The organism is Pseudarthrobacter sp. NCCP-2145, from assembly GCF_023708005.1.
GTDB lineage: Bacteria > Actinomycetota > Actinomycetes > Actinomycetales > Micrococcaceae > Arthrobacter > Arthrobacter oxydans.
This window is the reverse complement of the sequence record NZ_BRCG01000009.1, coordinates 50,729-68,141: the sequence shown is the minus strand read 5'-3', so window position 1 is coordinate 68,141 and position 17,413 is coordinate 50,729. Positions and strand designations below refer to the sequence as shown.

Here is a 17,413-nt window from a genome sequence, read left to right as displayed (position 1 = left end):
CCGTCAGGCGAAGGTTTTCCCCGTCAGTTTCTCGTAGGCCTCGACGTAGCGGCCGCGGGTACGGTCAACAACCTCGTTGGGCAGCGCCGGTGGCGGCGTATCCGAGGACCTGTCCCAGCCTGATTCGGCAGACGTCAGCCAATCGCGCACATACTGTTTGTCGTAGGACGGCTGTGCCTGGCCCGGCTGGTAGGTGGCGGCATCCCAGAAGCGCGAGGAATCCGGCGTCAGCACCTCATCCCCCAGGGTGATGAGCCCCGTCACCGGGTCATAGCCAAATTCGACTTTTGTATCGGCCAGGATGATGCCCCGCTCACGGGTGATTTTCTCGGCGGTGTTGTAGATCTTGAGCGTCAGCTCGCTGAGGCGTCCGGCAATATCGTCGCCAACCATCGCCACCACGGCGTCGTAGGTGATGTTCTCGTCGTGCTCGCCCACCTCGGCTTTGGCCGATGGCGTGAAGATGGCACGGTCCAGCCGCGACCCGTCAACCAGGCCCTCCGGCAGCGGAATGCTGCACACAGTCCCCGAGGCTTTGTATTCCTGCAGGCCGGAGCCTGTGAGGTAGCCGCGGGCGATGCACTCCACCGGGAACATGTCCAGCTTCTTGCAGATCATGGCCCGGCCTTCCACCTCGGCCGGGACGCCGTCTTCCACCGTGGAGCCCAGGACGTGGTGGTCCACGTCCAGCTGGTCGAACCACCACAGGCTGAGCTGGGTAAGGATGCGCCCCTTGTCCGGAATCAGGGAGGACAGGACGTGGTCATAGGCGCTGATCCGGTCGCTGGCCACCACCAGCACGCAGTCCTGGCCCATACGCTGCAGGACGGCCTCGTCAGCCGGCTCGTAGAGGTCCCTGACCTTGCCGGAGTAGACGTGCGTCCATCCGGGAAGGTCCAGGGTCTTGGTGTTGAAACCGCGGGGTGCTGGATCGTTGCTCATGTCAGGCCTTCGTCTTGGTCCCGTGGAGGGATGCGCTGGCAGTGGAGGGGACCTTTATTTCCCCGCGGGCGGCTTTTCCGCCAATGTCGGTGCGGAACTGCGAGCCCTCAAGCTGGACCAGCTCCACGCCGTCGTACGCTTTTTCCCGCGCGTCCACGAGGTCGCTGCCGAGGGCGACGACGGCGAGCACGCGCCCTCCTGCGGACACCACTTTGCCGTCCTCGTCGAAGGCCGTGCCGGCGTGGATGACGTGGACGCCTTCGAGCTCCTCCACCTTTTTGAGCCCGCGGATGCGGTCCCCGGTGCGGGGGGTGTCGGGGTAGTTTTCGGACGCGACGACGACGGCGACGGCAGTTTCCTTGGCCCACCGCAGCTCTTCCGCCTTGTCCAGTTCGCCCTTGGCGGCTGCCAGCAGCAGGGCACCGAGCGGGGTCTTCAACCGTGCCAGCACGGCCTGTGTTTCCGGATCGCCGAAGCGGACATTGAACTCGATGACGCGGGTGCCGCGCGAGGTGAGGGCCAGCCCCACGAACAACACGCCGACGAACGGGGTGCCGCGGCGGGCCATCTCGTTGACGGTGGGCTGGGCCACGCGCTCAATGACTTCCTGGACAAGGCCTTCCGGTGCCCACTCGAGCGGAGTGTAGGCACCCATGCCGCCGGTGTTGGGGCCTTCGTCGTTGTCGAAGATCCGCTTGAAGTCCTGGGCGGGTGAAAGCGCCACGGTGTTGTGGCCGTCGCACAGGACGAACAGCGAAACCTCGGGACCATCCAGGAACTCCTCGATCACCACCGAGCCGCCGGCATCGAAACAGGACTGCGCGTGGGCGAGGGCCTCCCGGCGGTCCTTGGTGACCACCACGCCCTTGCCTGCGGCGAGGCCGTCATCCTTCACCACGTAGGGTGCACCGAAGGTATCCAGGGCCGATTCGGCTTCCCCAGCGTTCGTGGCCACCATGGCCATGGCCGTGGGCACTCCCGCTTCCGCCATGATTTCCTTGGCGAACGCCTTGGACGCTTCCAGCTGGGCTGCAGCCTTGCTGGGTCCGAACACGGGGATGCCCGCCTCGCGGACGGCGTCGGACACACCCGCGGCCAGCGGCGCCTCGGGGCCAACCACCACTAGGTCCACCGTCAGCCGAGTGGCCAGGGCGGCGACGGCGTCGGGATCGTTGCCGTCGATTTTGTGGGTGGGGACCAGCTTGCTGATGCCGGCGTTGCCGGGTGCTGCATGGACCTCGGACACGTTGGGGTCGGCGAGCAGGGAGCGGACAATGGCGTGTTCGCGGCCTCCGGGGCCAATGACGAGTACCTTCACAGTCTCCAAGGGTACTTTGTGCACCCTGCGTGCTCCTAAGCTGTGTCACCGCCAGTACCGCACCGGCGTCCGGGCGACAATCCCGGAGCCTGTCCGCTCCGAATACCCGTCATGGAGAAGCTGAAGAACTGGTTCCGGGGACCCACTGCAATGGCGGCGCTGGCAGGCGTGGTGGCGGCCGCCGTCGTCCTTGCCGTGGCCGAACTGCTCGGGGCATTCTTCACCGCCCGCGCCACGCCGCTGATAGCCCTGGGATCAACTTTCATCGACTTCACCCCCTCGTGGCTGAAGGACTTCGCCATCGCCACGTTCGGCACCAATGACAAGGTTGCCCTCTTCGCGGGCATGGGCGTCACCATCACCCTGCTGGCGTGCGTGCTGGGCGTGGTGGCCTACCGCAGATGGGCGCTGGGCGTCCTTGGCGTCCTGTTCATGGGTGCCGTCATCGTGGCCAGCGTGGTGACCCGCGCCGGCGTCGGGCCCTTTGAAGCGCTGCCGTCAGTGGCCGGAACCCTGGCCGGCCTCCTGGTGCTGCGGTTCCTGGTCAAAAAGCTGCCGGCGACCAAGGCGTGGCCGGAAGCGCCGGCCGGAAGCGCCGTCGCTGATTTCCCAGACGTGGTGGCCGGGCCGGGGAAGGCGTCCCGCGCCGCAACCACCCGCCGCCGCTTTTTCGCGGCGGCCGGAATCACCGCTGCCGCTGCCGGCCTGGCCGCAACAGGAGGCCGGCTGCTGGGCGCCGCCCGCAGCAACATCCTCCAGGCGCGGGATTCCCTGCAACTGCCCGCACCCGCCAAGGCAGCGCCGGCCGTTCCCGCCGGCGTCCAGTCTCCGGTGCCCGGGGTGGCGCCCTGGGTGACGCCAAACGGCGAGTTCTACCGGATCGACACCGCGCTTAGCGTGCCGGAAATTGACGTGGCGGACTGGGAACTCCGGGTCCACGGCATGGTTGAGGAGGAAATCCGCCTCACGTTCCAGGACCTGCTCGACGCCGACCTGATCGAGTCCCATGTGACGCTCACCTGTGTGTCCAACCCCGTGGGCGGCAACCTTGCCGGCAACGCCAAATGGCTGGGGTTCCCCCTCCGCGAGGTGCTCAAGCGGGCCCGGCCCAAGGATGGAGCAGACATGGTGCTCTCCACGTCCATCGACGGTTTCAGCGCCTCAACGCCCCTGGAGGTGCTGCAGGACGACCGGGACGCAATGCTGGCCATCGGCATGAACGGCGAGCCGCTCCCGCTGGAGCACGGCTACCCAGTGCGGATGGTGGTCCCCGGCCTGTACGGTTTTGTCTCCGCCACCAAGTGGGTGGTGGACCTGGAAGTCACCCGGTTCGCCGACAGCAAGGCGTACTGGACGGAGCGGGGCTGGTCCGAACGCGGCCCCATCAAGACCATGGCCCGGGTGGACGTTCCCAAGTCCTTCGCCAAGGTGCCTGCCGGCAAAGTTGCCGTGGGGGGCACCGCCTGGGCACAGACACGGGGCATCAGCAAAGTGGAAATCCAGGTGGACGACGGCGAGTGGATGGAAGCCGAGCTTTCCACGGAGGCGTCGCTGGTCACCTGGCGGCAATGGTCCTACCAGTGGGACGCCGCTCCCGGGCCGCACTACATCAAGGTCCGGGCCACCGACGGCTCCGGCGAGGTGCAGACAGACCAGCGCGCCGACCCTGTTCCCGATGGCGCGTCCGGGTGGCAGTCCGTGATGGTCACCGTGGAATAGCGCGGCATTCGGAGGGGCGACCCATAGACTGGCACCATGCCCCGCAACCCCCATGCCACCTTTACCGTGGACTCCGCCGTGGAACTGGCCGTCGTCGAACGCAGCGGTTTTGTGGAATCCCGGCACATCGGGTCTGCCGTCCTCCTGGCAGCGGACGGATCCGTGGTCACTGAGCTGGGCGACATCAACACGCCCATCCTGGCCAGGTCCACGCTCAAGCCGTTCCAGGCTTTGGCGTCCATGCAGTCCGGCGTCCCGCTGCGGGGCGCCCAGGTGGCTGTTGCCTGTGGAAGCCACACCGGGTCCCTGGACCATATGGACGTGGTGGCGGGGATGCTCAAGGCCGCCGGAGTCCGTGAGGACCAGCTGCAGTGCCCGGAGGCATGGCCGCAGGATGAGACGGCCCGGAACTGGCTGGTGCGCTCCGAAAAGGGGAAGTCGCGCCTGGCCTTCAACTGCTCCGGCAAGCACGCCGCGTTCCTGTGGGCCTGCACGGAAAACGGGTGGGACACGCACAGCTACCTGGAGCCCAACCATCCGCTCCAGCAGCGGGTCCGCACTGTGGTGGAGGAATACACGGGCGAGAAAATTGCCCACCTGGGCATCGACGGCTGCGGTGCACCCGTGGCAGCGGTGTCCCTCAAGGGGCTTGCCCGGGGGTACTCGCAGCTGGCAAAAGCACCGGGCGACCAGAGCTTTAGCGCCCGCGCCGCCACCATCGCCACGTCGATGCTGGACTACCCTTGGGCCGTCCAGGGCATCGGCGAGGCCAACACGCTGGTCATGGATGAGCTGGGGGTTATTGCCAAAATTGGCGCGGAAGGCGTCCTGGCCATGGCTACGGCCCAGGGCGTCTCGGTGGCAGTCAAAATCCTGGACGGGAACGTGCGTGCCACGTCGCTGGTGGCCCTGACCCTCCTGGCCGCGGCCGGCGCGGTGGAGATACCCGGTGTTGCCAGCGTCCTGGAAAGAGCGGTTGATCCTGTGCTGGGCGGCGGCAGGCCGGTCGGCAAGATCCGGCTCGGCCCGGCGGTCTCGGCGCTTCTGGACTAGGTGATTCTGGACCAGGTGATTCTGGACCAGGCGCCCTTGGACAGGGCAGGCACGGCTGGACGCCTCACACGTGCTGGTCCACGATAATCGGGTTGCCGTCCGGGTCAACAATAATGAAGCTCGCCGGCCCTGCTGTTCCTTCCTCCGCTTCGCTGGCGAAAGTGACTCCCTGGCCCCGCAGTTCCCGCTGAAGGTCACGGATATCCGTAAAGGACTCCAGCGGCTGGGCGTCCTGGTCCCAGCCAGGGTTGAAGGTCAGCGCGTTCCTCTCCAACATCCCCTGGAAAAGTCCCACCACCGCCTGGCCATTTTTCAGGATCAGCCAGTTCTGCCCGATGTCACCGGCAAAACGCGTGAACCCAAGTTTTTCGTAGAAAGCCGTTGAAGCGGCGATGTCCTTGACGTTGAGGCTTACTGAGAAAGCGCCGAGCTGCACGGGCCGTTCCTTTCCCTCTGTGGCGGGTGCTACCGATCGTACTCCCCCGATTCCTCCCTGTTAGGCATCCGCGGTACTCTGGTTGCCTTTGCCGCTGCATCCCCACGAAAGGGGCCCGAAACATGGCTGTAGCCCGTCGCCGGATCGACCCGAAGGAAGGCGCCGCAGCGGTGGAGGCATGGCGCAAAGCCGCCGGACCGTCGTCGGACGTTCCTGTCCCGCGGACCATCCTTGCAACGGCGGTGCGCTATACGCTCGAGGAAGTCACTGCGCGGGCGCCGGGAAATTCGGTGGAGGTGCGGGTGCCGCCGTTCGGCGTCACCCAGTGCGTGGAAGGCCCGCGGCACACGCGCGGCACGCCTCCCAATGTGATTGAGTGCGACGCCGCCACCTGGCTTGCGATGGTGACCGGCCAGTTGGGCTGGGCGGACGCGGTGGCCGCGCACAAGGTGGCCGCCTCCGGCCTCCGCGCGGACCTCTCCGCGCTGCTCCCCCTCTAGTACCAGAGTTTTTGGGTCAGCCCGGGGGTCAGCCGCGGCCGATGAACGGCATCCCCGCGGCGGTGATGACCACAGATCCGACGCTGGCCGACGGCGGCATGCCTGCCATCATCAGGACCGCACGGGCGGCGTCCGCAACCGGGAAGGTCGGCTCCACCCTGCGGCTGCCGTCCGCCTGCAGCGCCCCCGCGCCCACGCCGATGGTGTCCATGATGTCCGTGGCCGTATTGCCGATATCGATCTGCCCGCACGTGATCCCATAGCCCCGCCCGTCCAGCTCAATGCTTTTGGTCAGGCCGGACATGGCGTGCTTGGTGACGGCGTAGGCCACCGTCCGGGGCCGGGGCGAGTGCGCGGAGATGGAGCCGTTGTTGATGATCCGCCCGCCCTTCGGGTCCTGCGCCTTCATGGCCCGGACCGCGGCCGCGGCGCACAGCATGGAACCCGTCAGGTTGACCGCGAGGGTGGCGTTCCAGTCCTCCAGCGAAATCTCATCCACGCTGGCTGCCGGGCCGAACACGCCGGCGTTGTTGAACAGCAGGTCCACCCGGCCCCACCGCCGGCGGACGGCGTCGAAAAGATGCTCGACGTCGTCCTGCCGGGTGACGTCGCACGGCACCACCAGCGCTTCGGGGTGATCGTCCGCCGTCTCTTTCAACTGCGCTTCCCGGCGGCCCGCCAGCGCTACCCGGTATCCGGCGGCCAGCATCTGCCGGGCCACCTCCCGCCCGATGCCGGAACCTGCTCCGGTAACGACGGCAACCCGCGCGGCGGAAGGGGTAGTGTTCACGCTGTTCTCCTCGGGATCTGCTGCTAAAGGGCGGCGGGCACGCCAGTGCTGTTCAGCGGCCAGCCTATGACGGTCTTGGGCCGCGGCGCAGCGTAGGTCCGCACCTTGGAGGTGGACAGTCGCATGCGGACCAGGGATTCAGCGATGGCCACGGCGGAGGCCACGCCGTCCACCACGGGCACTCCGGACCGCAGCCTGATCTGCTCGTCCAGTCCTGCCATTCCGCCGCAACCGAGCACAATCACCTCGGCCTTGTCCTGGCTGACGGCCAGCATCGCCTGGTTGATGATGGCTTCGACGGCGCGCTCCGGTTCCTCCTCAAGTTCAAGGACGGCCATGCCGCTGGCCCGGACGGAGGCGCAGCGCGCGTCGAGTCCGGCGAGCTTGAGCCGGTCCTCGATGAGCGGAACGGTGCGGTCCAGCGTGGTGACCACCGAGTACTTGTGCCCCAGGAACATGGCGGTGCTGGCGGCGGCCTCGGTGATGTCCACCACCGGGACATCCAGGAGCTCCTGCAGCCCTTCCCGTCCGTGCTCGCCGTAGCCGGCCTGCACAACGGCGTCGAACGGCTCCGGGTAGGAGGTGACGGCGTCCATCACGGCAATGGCGGCCAGGTAGCTTTCGAAGTTCCCTTCGCAGGAGTCGGCCCCGAACCGGGGTGTGATTCCCACGATCTCCGTGCCCGGCGCGGCGATGCTGCGTGCCGAAGCGGCGATGGAATCCGTCATGGACTGGGTGGTGTTGACGTTCGCAACGAGTATGCGCATCAGGGGATCCTTAGTGTTTGCTGGCGACGGCGATGGCCTCGCCGTCGCGGTCTTCGAGCCGCTGTGAGCGGTCGGCGATGAAGAAGTACACAACGGCTGCGATGCCGGCGGCGAAGAACCAGGCGAAGGGTGCTGCCGCGGCCAGCGCCGGGACGAAGGCGATGAGGAGAGCAAGGACGGCGGCCGGCACCATGGCGATGATGGCCCTGGGGTTGACGCCGTTCTTGTAGTAGTAGGTGCCCTCCGGCGAGGCTGTGTACAGCTCGGGGACGTTGACCTTGCCGCGGCGGATCAGCCAGTAGTCAGCCATGACGACGCCGAACAGCGGGCCGAGGAGGGCTCCGAGGCCGCCGAGGAAGTACACGATGACCAGCGGGTTGTTGTAGAGGTTCCAGGGCAGGATGACCAGGCCGATGACGGCGCTGACGATGGCGGCCTTGCGGAAGTCCAGGTGTTTGGGGAACAGGTTGGTGAGGGCGTAAACCGGAGCCACGAAGTTGGCCATGAGGTTGACCGCGATGGTCAGGATCAGCAGGGCCAGGCATGCCAGGACCAGGAAGAGCGTGTTGGGGATGGTCTGGACGATGTCCGAGGGGCTCTCGATGATGGTGCCGTTGATTTTGAACTGACCTCCCGCCATCACGACGACGATGGCGCCGAAGACGAGCATGTTGATGGGAATCCCCCAGAAGTTTCCGCTGACCACGGCCTTCTTGGAGACGGCGGACCGGGTGAAGTCGCAGAAGTTCAGGACGAACGTGCCGTAGATGGAGACCCAGAGCGCGCCGCCTGCGAAGATTGTCAGCCACATTTGCGGCCCTTCGAGGGCGTTGTCCGAGGACCAGGCGATGGCGCCGCCGGCTTCCATGAAGATCCAGACGGCGATGGCGGCCATGGTGACCAGGATGATCGGTCCTGCGAAGGCCTCATACTTGCGGATCATCTCCATGCCGAAGCTCACGATGACCAGTTGGACAACCCAGAGGATGACGAAGGCGATCCATCCCAGGGTGGACAGCCCCAGGATGGAGTCCTTGTCCAGCGCTCCGAGGCCCGGGAACATGGCCACGAGCATCACGCGGAAGACGACGGATGCGAGGTAGGTCTGGATGCCGAACCACGCGACGGCGACAGCGCCTCGGAGCAGGCTGGCGATTTGGGCGCCGCGGATGCCGAAGCTGATCCTGCTCATTACCGGGAAGGGGACCCCGGTTTTGACGCCCATGAATCCTGAGAGATTCAGGAGGCCGAAGAGCAGGGCAGCTCCGATGCCGAGTGCCAGCAGGATCTGCCAGCCGCCCAGTCCCAGGGCGAACAGTCCGATGGCGAAGGCGTAGTTGCCGAGGCTGTGGACATCGTTGGCCCAGAGGGTGAAGATGCTGTAGCCGGACCAGCTTCGGCCGGCGCGCTTGGTGGGGGCAAGATCGACGTTGTAAAGGGTGGGGCTGATGGCCTGGCCTGAAGCTGCGCTGGCTGATTCACAAAGAGCTTCGACGCCTGTGGCGGAGTGGGCTGAAGAGTCTGACGGCATTGTCAGGTCAGGAGCCTTTTCGACGCCGACCGGTGGAGGGGTCTGCATGGGGATCTCCGGTTCTTGAATGATTCGCAGTGGTGAGCGCTGGCCTGAAGGACCGGTTCTGTTATTCCACATTGCGAAAAGTAGATATTGCTAAGTGGAATAAGAGTATGACCTGGATCACCCCTGGGTCAAGGAGTTTCGGCGGCACCGGCAGTCACATTCGGTTCGCAGGCGCCGACGTGCCGCTTGGGCAGCCCTGGAACCAAGCGTGTTTGACCCCACTTCCAACCTGTCGCTAATCTCGTACGGCAATAATGTTTTCTCACAATACGAAAACACTGGCCCAGCATTCAAAGACGAAAAGAGGCTGACGTGGCTGCAGGAGAAGATACCTCCCATATCCTCAGCGGGTTGACTAACCAGCTGCCTGATCGTGATCCGGAAGAGACTGCCGAGTGGGTTGAGTCCCTGGATTCGTTGATCAGGGAACAGGGCACGGAGCGTGCCCAATTCATCATGCGGAGCCTGCTGCAGCGTGCCGGCGCGCAGAGCGTCGGGGTGCCGATGGTGACCACCACCGATTACGTGAACACGATCCCGGTGGACCAGGAAGCACCGTTCCCGGGCAACGAGGAATACGAGCGCCGGTACCGGGCGTACATGCGGTGGAACGCCGCGGTGATGGTGCACCGGGCGCAGCGGGCGAACATCGGCGTGGGCGGGCATATCTCCACCTATGCCGGGGCCGCGACCCTGTACGAGGTCGGCTTCAACCACTTCTTCCGCGGCAAGGACCACCCCGGCGGCGGCGACCAGGTCTTCTTCCAGGGCCACGCCTCCCCCGGCATGTACGCCCGGGCGTTCATGGAAGGCCGGCTCTCGGAGGAGGACCTGGACGGGTTCCGGCAGGAAAAGTCCAAGGAAGGACACGCCCTGTCCTCCTACCCGCACCCGCGCCTGATGCCCGAGTTCTGGGAGTTCCCCACCGTGTCCATGGGCATCGGGCCGATGAACGCGATCTACCAGGCCCAGTCTAACCGGTACCTGCACAACCGCGGCCTGAAAGACACCTCCGACCAGCAGGTCTGGGCGTTCCTGGGCGACGGTGAAATGGACGAGCCCGAGTCCCGCGGCCTGCTCCAGCTCGCCGCGAACGAGAACCTGGACAACCTGAACTTCGTGATCAACTGCAACCTCCAGCGCCTGGACGGGCCCGTGCGCGGCAACGGCAAGATCATGCAGGAACTCGAGGCGTTCTTCCGAGGCGCGGGCTGGAACGTCATCAAGGTCGTCTGGGGCCGGGAATGGGATGACCTGCTCACCAAGGACACCGACGGGTCCCTGGTGAAGATCATGAACGAAACCCCCGACGGGGACTACCAGACCTACAAGGCAGAATCCGGCGGGTTCGTCCGCGAACACTTCTTCGGCAAGGACCCGGCCACCAAGGACCTCGTCGCGGACCTCACCGATGACCAGATCTGGAACCTCAAACGCGGCGGCCACGACTACCGCAAGGTCTACGCCGCATACAAGGCCGCCACCGAATTCAAGGGCAAACCCACCGTCATCCTCGCCAAAACCGTCAAAGGCTACGGCCTCGGACCGAGGTTTGAAGGCAGGAATGCCACGCACCAGATGAAAAAGCTGACTGTCGAGGACCTCAAGGAGTTTCGGGACTACCTGCGGATCCCCATTACCGATGCGCAACTGGAAGCGGATCCCTATGCCCCGCCGTACTTCCACCCCGGGCATGATGCACCGGAGATCGCCTACCTCCACGAACGGCGGAAGGCGCTGGGCGGTGCCGTTCCTGAACGCCGGTCGTCCCATGATGCCGTTGCGTTGCCGGATCCCAAGACGTTTGACGTTGCCAAACGCGGCTCGGGAAAACAGCAGGCCGCCACCACCATGGCCTTTGTCAGGCTCCTGAAAGACCTCATCCGGGACAAGAACTTCGGGCACCGGATTGTGCCCATCGTCCCGGACGAATCGAGGACGTTCGGCATGGACGCGTTCTTCCCCACGGCCAAGATCTACAACCCCAAGGGCCAGAACTACCTCTCCGTGGACCGCGACCTGGTCCTGGCGTACAAGGAATCCGCCCAGGGCCAGCTGATCCACCCCGGCATCAACGAAGCCGGCGCCGTGGCAGCCTTCACCGCCGCCGGCACCGCCTACGCCACCCACGGCGTGCCCCTGGTCCCGGTCTACGTGTTCTACTCCATGTTCGGCTTCCAGCGCACCGGCGACGCCTTCTGGGCCGCAGCAGACCAAATGACCCGCGGCTTCATCATCGGCGCCACCGCAGGACGGACCACCCTCACCGGCGAAGGCCTCCAGCACGCCGACGGCCACTCCCCCCTCCTGGCCTCCACCAACCCCGCCGTCGTCACCTACGACCCCGCCTACGGCTACGAAATGGGCCACATCATCCGCGACGGCCTCGAACGCATGTACGGGGAAAAGTCCGACGGCGGCGCGGCAGGTTCACAGGACCGGAACCTGATGTACTACCTGACCGTCTACAACGAGCCGATCACCCAGCCCGCCGAACCGGAGAACCTCGATGTGGAAGGTGTGCTGAAAGGCATCTACCGGGTGTCGGCGTCGGACCTTGCAGGACCGAAGACCCAGATCCTCGCCTCCGGCGTCTCCGTCCCCTGGGCCCTCGAAGCCCAGCGGATCCTCGCCGAAGACTGGTCAGTCTCCGCGGACGTCTGGTCCGTGACCTCCTGGAACGAACTGCGCCGCGACGGACTCGCCGCCGAGGAGGAAGCCTTCGTCAACCCCGGCGAACCCGCCCGCGTCCCCTTCGTCACCCAGCAATTGGCTGATGCGCAAGGCCCGGTCGTTGCGGTCTCGGACTACATGAAGGCCGTCCCCGACCAGATCCGCCAGTTCCTCCCGAACCAGTTCGCCTCGCTCGGCGCGGACGGCTTCGGCTTCTCCGACACCCGCGCCGCAGCGCGCCGCTTCTTCAAGAACGACACGCACTCCATCGTGGTGAAGACGCTGCAAATGCTCGCGGCGAGGGGCGACGTGGAGGAGGGGACGCCGTCGTACGCCATGGACCGCTACAAACTCCTGGACGTGAACGCCGGAACCACCGGCGGGGCCGGCGGCGACGCCTGAGACAACAAGAGTTAGGGTGTGGCTATGCGGAACACGGAGGCGGCGGGCACCACCGGCGTTGTGCTCGCGGCCGGCGGCGGCGCCAGGTTGGGACGCGGTCCCAAGGCGATGCTTCCCTACCGTGGCCGGCCCCTGGTGGAAGCAGTCGCTGAAGCGCTGCTCGACGGAGGCTGCCGCGAGGTTGTGGTGGTGCTCGGCGCGGGTGCCCAGGAAGTCCTGGCCGCCGCCAGGCTGGACGGCTGCCGCACGGTGGTGAACCATGAATGGCAGTCAGGGATGGGGAGTTCCCTGCTACTGGGCAACGCCGCCGCCGATCCCCGGGATCACGTGATGATTGCGCTCGTGGACCAGCCCGGCCTGTCCTCCCTGGCGGTGGCGCGGCTGCTCGCGTCCCACCGTCCGGGCCGGGTCACCGCAGCGGCGTACGACGACGGCGCTGCCGCCGCGCAGGGTGGGGACGGCGGGCTCCGCCGCGGCCACCCCCTGGTGATCGACACCTCCCTGCGCCAGGCAGTGGCTGCAACCGTGAGCGGCGATGCCGGCGCGCGCGCCTTCCTGCGTAACCACCCGGAACTGGTGGACGAGATGGATTGCAGTGATCTCTCCAGCGGCCTGGACGTTGACACGCCGGAGCAGCTCTACCTGCTGGACTAGTTCTGCCTGCTGGGCTGCGTGGTGATGCTTCCAGCCAGGAGCAACTCCTCCAGGCCCCGCTTGAAGCCCGAGCGCCCGCCGTGGGCCGGATGCCGGACCTTGGGCGCATCCATTCCGCTGGCCTGCAGGCTTCGGTGGGCGATGTTTCCCACGGCAACCACTACCTCAATGCTGAACAGCTCCACCAGCGACTGCCAGTAGGGCATGCCCAGCTTTGCTTCCGTGATCCGCGGCGTCCGGTTGGACTGCGGTTCTCCCGGCACGTGGGTGTGCCAGGGGCAGGCACTCCACAGCAAAGGCAGGAAGTCCAGTTCGGCCAGGACCTCCCACATGACCGTTGCCGTAGGCTCGGCAGCCACTCCCTCCGCCTCGGCGGGCAGGGCGTAGCCTTTGTCCGGCCCGAAAAGCCCGAAGATATTGGCCGGTCCCTGGAACATGGTGCGGTTGGTGAAGGGCACGCCCGTGATCCGCATGCCCCTGAAACCGGGGGCCTCGCCCAGCAGCAGCACCCTCGGCGAACGGTCCAGCATTTCGGAGAGGTACAGCTCCAGGTTGCGCCGGCGCACGGCATTGCCGGGGTGGCTGTGGTCAAGGAAGTTGTTGCGGCCCGGCACCGTGGGCACGGCCGCGAGCCCGTCCACAAAAGAGGCAATGGAACGGTCTGTCACCGGCGTGCTCCCAGCGAACGGCTACCAGCGCGGGTGGATGGCTTCGCGGAAGTAGTGGTCGTAGATCCAGCGGACGCCGGCCTCGAACTCTTCGTTGACCTGAACGGCAGCAGCCGCGGCGTTGGCCGTTGCCTGGTCCACGTTGCGCGCGCCGGGGATCACCGTGGTGGCACCGTCCTGGGCCGCTATCCAGGCGATGGCCGCCTGGGCGGTGGTGGCTCCGGCCGGAACCAGCTGCTCAAACTCCGCGACGGCCTTCAGCCCGAGCTCGTAGTCCACTCCGGAGAAGGTCTCGCCGACGTCGAACTTGTCACCCTGGCGGTTGTAATTCCGGTGGTCGTTCTCCGCGAACGTGGTTTCCTTCGAGTACTTGCCGGACAGGAGGCCGGACGCGAGCGGGACACGGGCGATGATGCCCACGTTGGCCGCCTTGGCTGCGGGAAGGACCTCGTCCAGGGGCTTGAGGCGGAAAGCGTTCAGGATGATCTGGACGGAGGCGGTGCCAGGGTGCCGGATCGCTTCCAGGGCCTCATCCGTGCGCTCCACGCTGACGCCGTAGTTGCGGATGGCGCCCTCGGACACCAGGGTATCCAAAGCGTCGTAGACCTCGGCGCTGCTGTACACCGGGGTGGGCGGGCAGTGCAGCTGGACCAGGTCCAGGGTGTCGGTGCCCAGGTTCTTCCGGGACCGGTCCACCCACTGGCGGAAGTTGGCCAGGGTGTAGTTCTCCGGCTGCTGGTCCATCCGGCGGCCCATCTTGGTGGCAACCGTGATGTCCAGGCCTGGGTTGTCCGCGAGGAACTTCCCGATGGCCTGCTCGCTCTTGCCGTCGCCGTAGACGTCCGCGGTGTCGAAGAAGTTCACGCCGGCTTCCGCGGACGCCGCCAGGATGGCCTGCGCCTGCGCCGGGTCAACGTTGCCCCAGTCCGCGCCAAGCTGCCAGGTGCCGAGCCCCACGACGGAGACATTTCGTCCGGTCTTGCCTAAAATCCGCTGTTCCATCCCTCGACTATATGGGGTGCCCCGTGGGACGCCGGAATTTTACGGGTCGCTGCCCCCGCCGCGCCGCGCCGGATCTTCAGGTGGCCGAGCGCTGCAGATTGGGAACCAGCCCGGCTTCCTTGAGTCCCAGGTACACCTTGTCGCGGGCTATGGGCAGCGAGGCGAACCGCACTCCGGTGGCATTGCGGATGGCGTTCGCGAGCGCCGGGGCCACCGGGTTAAACGGGCTTTCACTCATGGATTTTGCGCCCAGGGGCCCCAGTTTGTCGTTGGTGTCCGCGAAGTACACCTCGCTCCGCGGCACGTCCGCGAAGGTGGGGATGTGGTACTGCCGAAGGATGTCCGTGGTGACCCGGCCGGCGTCGTCCACCACCACCTCCTCATACAGCGCCGCGCCGATCGCCTGGGCGATGCCTCCTTCGATCTGGCCGCGGCACTGGCGCGGGTTCACCACCACGCCCGCGTCCGCCGCCTGCACGCTCTGCAGGATCTTCAGTTCCCCCGTGCCGCGGTTCACCGCCACCCGGAAGCCGTGCACGTTGAAGGCAACGGACCGCGGCGTCCCGCCCCAGCGCCCCTCTGCGGCCAGTTCGACGCCAGCGTCCGCAGCCGCCTGCGCCAGTTCAGCGAGCGGCACGGACGTTCCGTCGCACACCACGGCGTCCCCGGCGAGGACGCAGGCGGAGGCCTGGGTCTGGCGGATGCCGGCGGCGAAGGCGCGGATCCGGACGGCGAGTTCCTCGGCCGCCGCAAGCGTGGCCTTTCCGGCAACCACCGTTCCCGCGGAGCCGAAGGCGCCGGTATCGTGCTCCACCAGGTCCGTATCGGACTGCCGCACGGCAACTTTTGCGGCCTCCGTGGACAGGGCGGTGGCGGCCAGCTGGGCGTGGACGGTGGTGGTGCCGTTGCCGAACTCTGCGGTTCCGACGTCGGCCTGGTACGTCCCGTCCGGCAGGAGCCGGAGCCGGGAGTGGGCAAAGTGCCCGCGCGGGGGCACGGTGTCGATCATGGACAGGGCGGTTCCCTCGCCGGTCAGCCACTCCGGTCCCAGCTCATCCAGGCCGGCGGCGCGGTAACGCTCCCGGCCGCGGGCAAGGGCATCGCGGACCAGGCCCAGGCACTGGTCCAGGCCGTAGCTGCCGTAGTGGACGTCTTCCTCGGGATCAGGCTGCGTGGACAGCATCTGGTCGCCTTCGCGCACCATGTTCCGGCGGCGGAACTCAAAGGGGTCCATGCCGATGCCGGCCGCGAGCTCGTCCATGGCGGATTCAATGGCGAAGATCATCTGGCTCAGTCCATAGCCCCGGAACGCGCCGGCCGGGACGGTGTTGGTGTACATCGCGTGGGCGTCCACTTTTTTGTTCCCGCACCTGTAAACCGCCAGGGACTCGCCGCAGCCGTGGAACATCACGCCGGGCCCGTGGTTGCCGTAGGCCCCGGTGTTGGTCAGGACATCAAGTTCCAGGGCTGTCAGCCTGCCGTCCACGCTGGCGCCGGCCTTGAGCCTGATGGTGAACGGGTGCCGTGTTGTGGTGGCAGTGAACTGCTCCGTGCGCGTCAGTTCCAGCTGGACGGGGCGCCCCAGTCTCAGGGCCGCGAGCGCCACGATGTCCTCGGTGAGGACTTCCTGCTTGCCGCCGAAACCGCCGCCCACCCGGCCCGCCAGCACGTGCACCTGCTCCTCCGGGAGCCCGAAGACCCGGCACAGGGTCCGCCGGACCAGGAAGGGAACCTGGCTGGAGGTCCGGACCTGCAGGCGGCCTTCGCTGTCCACGGAGGCGATGGCCGCATGCGTTTCCAGGGCCACGTGCTGCACGCGCTGGGTCTGGTAGGTCTGTTCGTGGATGAAGTCCGCAGCGGCGAACCCCTCGGCGACGCTCCCCAGCTCGGAATGGAGCTCGGCCACCACGTTCTGCCCGGGCCGCGAGATGCGGGACACCGTTCCGTCCTTCTCCCCGTGCACCAGGGGCGCGCCGGGCTGCAGGGCCTCCTGCGGTGAGAAGACAGCCGGGAGTTCCTGGTACTCAACGTCCAGGGCCCGCACCCCGGCCTCGGCGGCGGCCACCGTCTCAGCCACCACCGCGGCCACGCGCTGGCCGCGGAACCGCACCACGTCGTCCAGCACCCGGGTATCGTCCGGGTCATCGGTGAACAGTTCATGCTGGGCTGTGGAAAACAGCTGCTCCGGCGCGTCCTGGTGGGTAAAGACCGCCACGACGCCCGGCACCTCCAGGGCGGCCCCGGTGTTAATGGACAGCACCCTCGCGTGGGCGTGCGGCGAGCGCAGGAGCTTGAGGTGCAGCAGGCCCTGCAGCTCGTCGGCCGGCACGTCCAGGGTGTAGCGGGCGGTGCCGGTGACCACTGCGCGGCTGGCGGGGGCCGGGACGTCGTCGCCCAGCCGCCCGGGCTCGGGGTCCGGCTGGCCTGCCCCCGCGATTCCGGAACCCTGGCCCCGGGGGTCGGGGTGCCCGGCATGGCCGCAGACGGCGTCGGAGATGGCGCGGTAGCCGGTGCAGCGGCAGAGGTTTCCCTTGAGGTTCCGGGGCAGGTTCTCTTTCTGCGCGTCGTCGAAGGTGGCTGCCGTCATCACCATGCCCGCCGTGCAGAAACCGCACTGGAACCCCTGCCGCTCCATGAACTGCTGCTGCACCGGATGCAGGTCCGCAGCCCCGCCGGCAGTTAAGGCCAGCCCTTCGATGGTGGTGACGGCACGGCCCTCCGCGCGGACCGCTGGGTAGATACAGCTGTGGACCGGGGTTCCGTCCACGTGCACCGTGCAGGCACCGCAGTCTCCGCCGTCGCAGCCCTTCTTCACGCCGAAGTTGCCCTGTTCCCGCAGGAAGGTGCGCAGGCACTGCCCCGGACGGGTTGCGGCGTCCGCCTGTTTTCCGTTGATTTCGATGGCCACGT

Annotated in this window: 14 protein-coding genes; 5 read left to right on the top strand and 9 right to left on the bottom strand. The window is 66.8% G+C overall.

Features of this window, described 5'->3' with window-relative positions; all coding sequences use genetic code 11:
• Window positions 1-3: 3 nt before the first annotated feature.
• Both NFU08_RS09790 and purD read right to left on the bottom strand, forming a co-directional pair.
• Entirely contained in the window at window positions 4-942 is a 939-nt protein-coding gene (locus NFU08_RS09790) for a phosphoribosylaminoimidazolesuccinocarboxamide synthase (RefSeq protein ID WP_251422665.1), read from the bottom strand.
• 1 nt (window position 943) lies between these two features.
• Window positions 944-2,260, bottom strand: a complete 1,317-nt coding sequence (gene purD, locus NFU08_RS09785) for a phosphoribosylamine--glycine ligase (protein WP_251422812.1) — start codon at window positions 2,258-2,260, stop codon at window positions 944-946.
• Window positions 2,261-2,371: 111 nt separating this feature from the next.
• On the opposite strand from purD, the gene NFU08_RS09780 reads away from it, so the two are divergent.
• Entirely contained in the window at window positions 2,372-3,979 is a 1,608-nt protein-coding gene (locus tag NFU08_RS09780; protein ID WP_251422662.1) for a molybdopterin-dependent oxidoreductase, read from the top strand.
• A 36-nt stretch (window positions 3,980-4,015) separates the two neighbouring features.
• On the top strand, window positions 4,016-5,032 hold the full coding sequence (locus NFU08_RS09775) for an asparaginase (RefSeq protein WP_251422659.1): 1,017 nt from the start codon (window positions 4,016-4,018) through the stop codon (window positions 5,030-5,032).
• 64 nt (window positions 5,033-5,096) lie between these two features.
• On the opposite strand, the gene NFU08_RS09770 is transcribed toward NFU08_RS09775, so the two are convergent.
• Window positions 5,097-5,468: a VOC family protein gene (locus tag NFU08_RS09770; RefSeq protein ID WP_174177225.1), complete on the bottom strand. Its 372-nt coding sequence runs from the start codon at window positions 5,466-5,468 to the stop codon at window positions 5,097-5,099.
• Between the two features lie 122 nt (window positions 5,469-5,590).
• Here NFU08_RS09770 and NFU08_RS09765 point away from each other — a divergent pair, with 122 nt between their 5' ends.
• A complete protein-coding gene (locus tag NFU08_RS09765) occupies window positions 5,591-5,968 on the top strand; it encodes a sterol carrier family protein (protein ID WP_174177227.1) in 378 nt (125 codons plus the stop codon).
• Between the two features lie 28 nt (window positions 5,969-5,996).
• Here NFU08_RS09765 and NFU08_RS09760 read toward each other — a convergent pair whose 3' ends face one another.
• Genes NFU08_RS09760 through NFU08_RS09750 form a run of 3 tightly spaced genes read right to left on the bottom strand, consistent with a single transcriptional unit; the run spans window position 5,997 to window position 9,104 of the window.
• Window positions 5,997-6,758, bottom strand: a complete 762-nt coding sequence (locus tag NFU08_RS09760; RefSeq protein WP_174177229.1) for an SDR family oxidoreductase — start codon at window positions 6,756-6,758, stop codon at window positions 5,997-5,999.
• 23 nt (window positions 6,759-6,781) lie between these two features.
• On the bottom strand, window positions 6,782-7,525 hold the full coding sequence (locus NFU08_RS09755; protein WP_174177231.1) for an aspartate/glutamate racemase family protein: 744 nt from the start codon (window positions 7,523-7,525) through the stop codon (window positions 6,782-6,784).
• Window positions 7,526-7,535: 10 nt separating this feature from the next.
• Window positions 7,536-9,104, bottom strand: a complete 1,569-nt coding sequence (locus tag NFU08_RS09750) for an NCS1 family nucleobase:cation symporter-1 (RefSeq protein WP_251422656.1) — start codon at window positions 9,102-9,104, stop codon at window positions 7,536-7,538.
• Between the two features lie 312 nt (window positions 9,105-9,416).
• On the opposite strand from NFU08_RS09750, the gene aceE reads away from it, so the two are divergent.
• Both aceE and nboR read left to right on the top strand, forming a co-directional pair.
• A complete protein-coding gene (aceE, locus tag NFU08_RS09745) occupies window positions 9,417-12,179 on the top strand; it encodes a pyruvate dehydrogenase (acetyl-transferring), homodimeric type (RefSeq protein WP_251422653.1) in 2,763 nt (920 codons plus the stop codon).
• Window positions 12,180-12,203: 24 nt separating this feature from the next.
• Window positions 12,204-12,833, top strand: coding sequence for a nicotine blue oxidoreductase (gene nboR / locus NFU08_RS09740; protein ID WP_251422651.1), 630 nt, complete (start codon window positions 12,204-12,206; stop codon window positions 12,831-12,833).
• Here nboR and NFU08_RS09735 read toward each other — a convergent pair.
• The 3 genes from NFU08_RS09735 to NFU08_RS09725 all read right to left on the bottom strand — a co-directional run bounded on the left by NFU08_RS09735 (window position 12,830) and on the right by NFU08_RS09725 (window position 17,411).
• Window positions 12,830-13,501: a uracil-DNA glycosylase gene (locus tag NFU08_RS09735; protein ID WP_251422648.1), complete on the bottom strand. Its 672-nt coding sequence runs from the start codon at window positions 13,499-13,501 to the stop codon at window positions 12,830-12,832. The two genes, nboR and NFU08_RS09735, sit on opposite strands and share 4 nt — an antisense overlap.
• A gap of 21 nt (window positions 13,502-13,522) precedes the next feature.
• Window positions 13,523-14,503, bottom strand: coding sequence for an aldo/keto reductase (locus NFU08_RS09730; RefSeq protein WP_251422645.1), 981 nt, complete (start codon window positions 14,501-14,503; stop codon window positions 13,523-13,525).
• A 76-nt stretch (window positions 14,504-14,579) separates the two neighbouring features.
• Complete coding sequence (locus tag NFU08_RS09725) at window positions 14,580-17,411, bottom strand: molybdopterin-dependent oxidoreductase (protein ID WP_251422642.1); 2,832 nt, start codon at window positions 17,409-17,411, stop codon at window positions 14,580-14,582.
• Window positions 17,412-17,413: the final 2 nt, after the last annotated feature.

What these genes read in the sequence shown, in the direction of transcription:
- NFU08_RS09790 (WP_251422665.1), bottom strand. Translation starts at nt 942, where the DNA reads ATGAGCAACGATCCAGCACCCCGCGGTTTCAACACCAAGACCCTGGAC.
- NFU08_RS09780 (WP_251422662.1), top strand. Translation starts at nt 2,372, where the DNA reads ATGGAGAAGCTGAAGAACTGGTTCCGGGGACCCACTGCAATGGCGGCG.
- NFU08_RS09775 (WP_251422659.1), top strand. Translation starts at nt 4,016, where the DNA reads ATGCCCCGCAACCCCCATGCCACCTTTACCGTGGACTCCGCCGTGGAA.
- NFU08_RS09765 (WP_174177227.1), top strand. Translation starts at nt 5,591, where the DNA reads ATGGCTGTAGCCCGTCGCCGGATCGACCCGAAGGAAGGCGCCGCAGCG.
- NFU08_RS09755 (WP_174177231.1), bottom strand. Translation starts at nt 7,525, where the DNA reads ATGCGCATACTCGTTGCGAACGTCAACACCACCCAGTCCATGACGGAT.
- NFU08_RS09750 (WP_251422656.1), bottom strand. Translation starts at nt 9,104, where the DNA reads ATGCAGACCCCTCCACCGGTCGGCGTCGAAAAGGCTCCTGACCTGACA.
- nboR (WP_251422651.1), top strand. Translation starts at nt 12,204, where the DNA reads ATGCGGAACACGGAGGCGGCGGGCACCACCGGCGTTGTGCTCGCGGCC.
- NFU08_RS09730 (WP_251422645.1), bottom strand. Translation starts at nt 14,503, where the DNA reads ATGGAACAGCGGATTTTAGGCAAGACCGGACGAAATGTCTCCGTCGTG.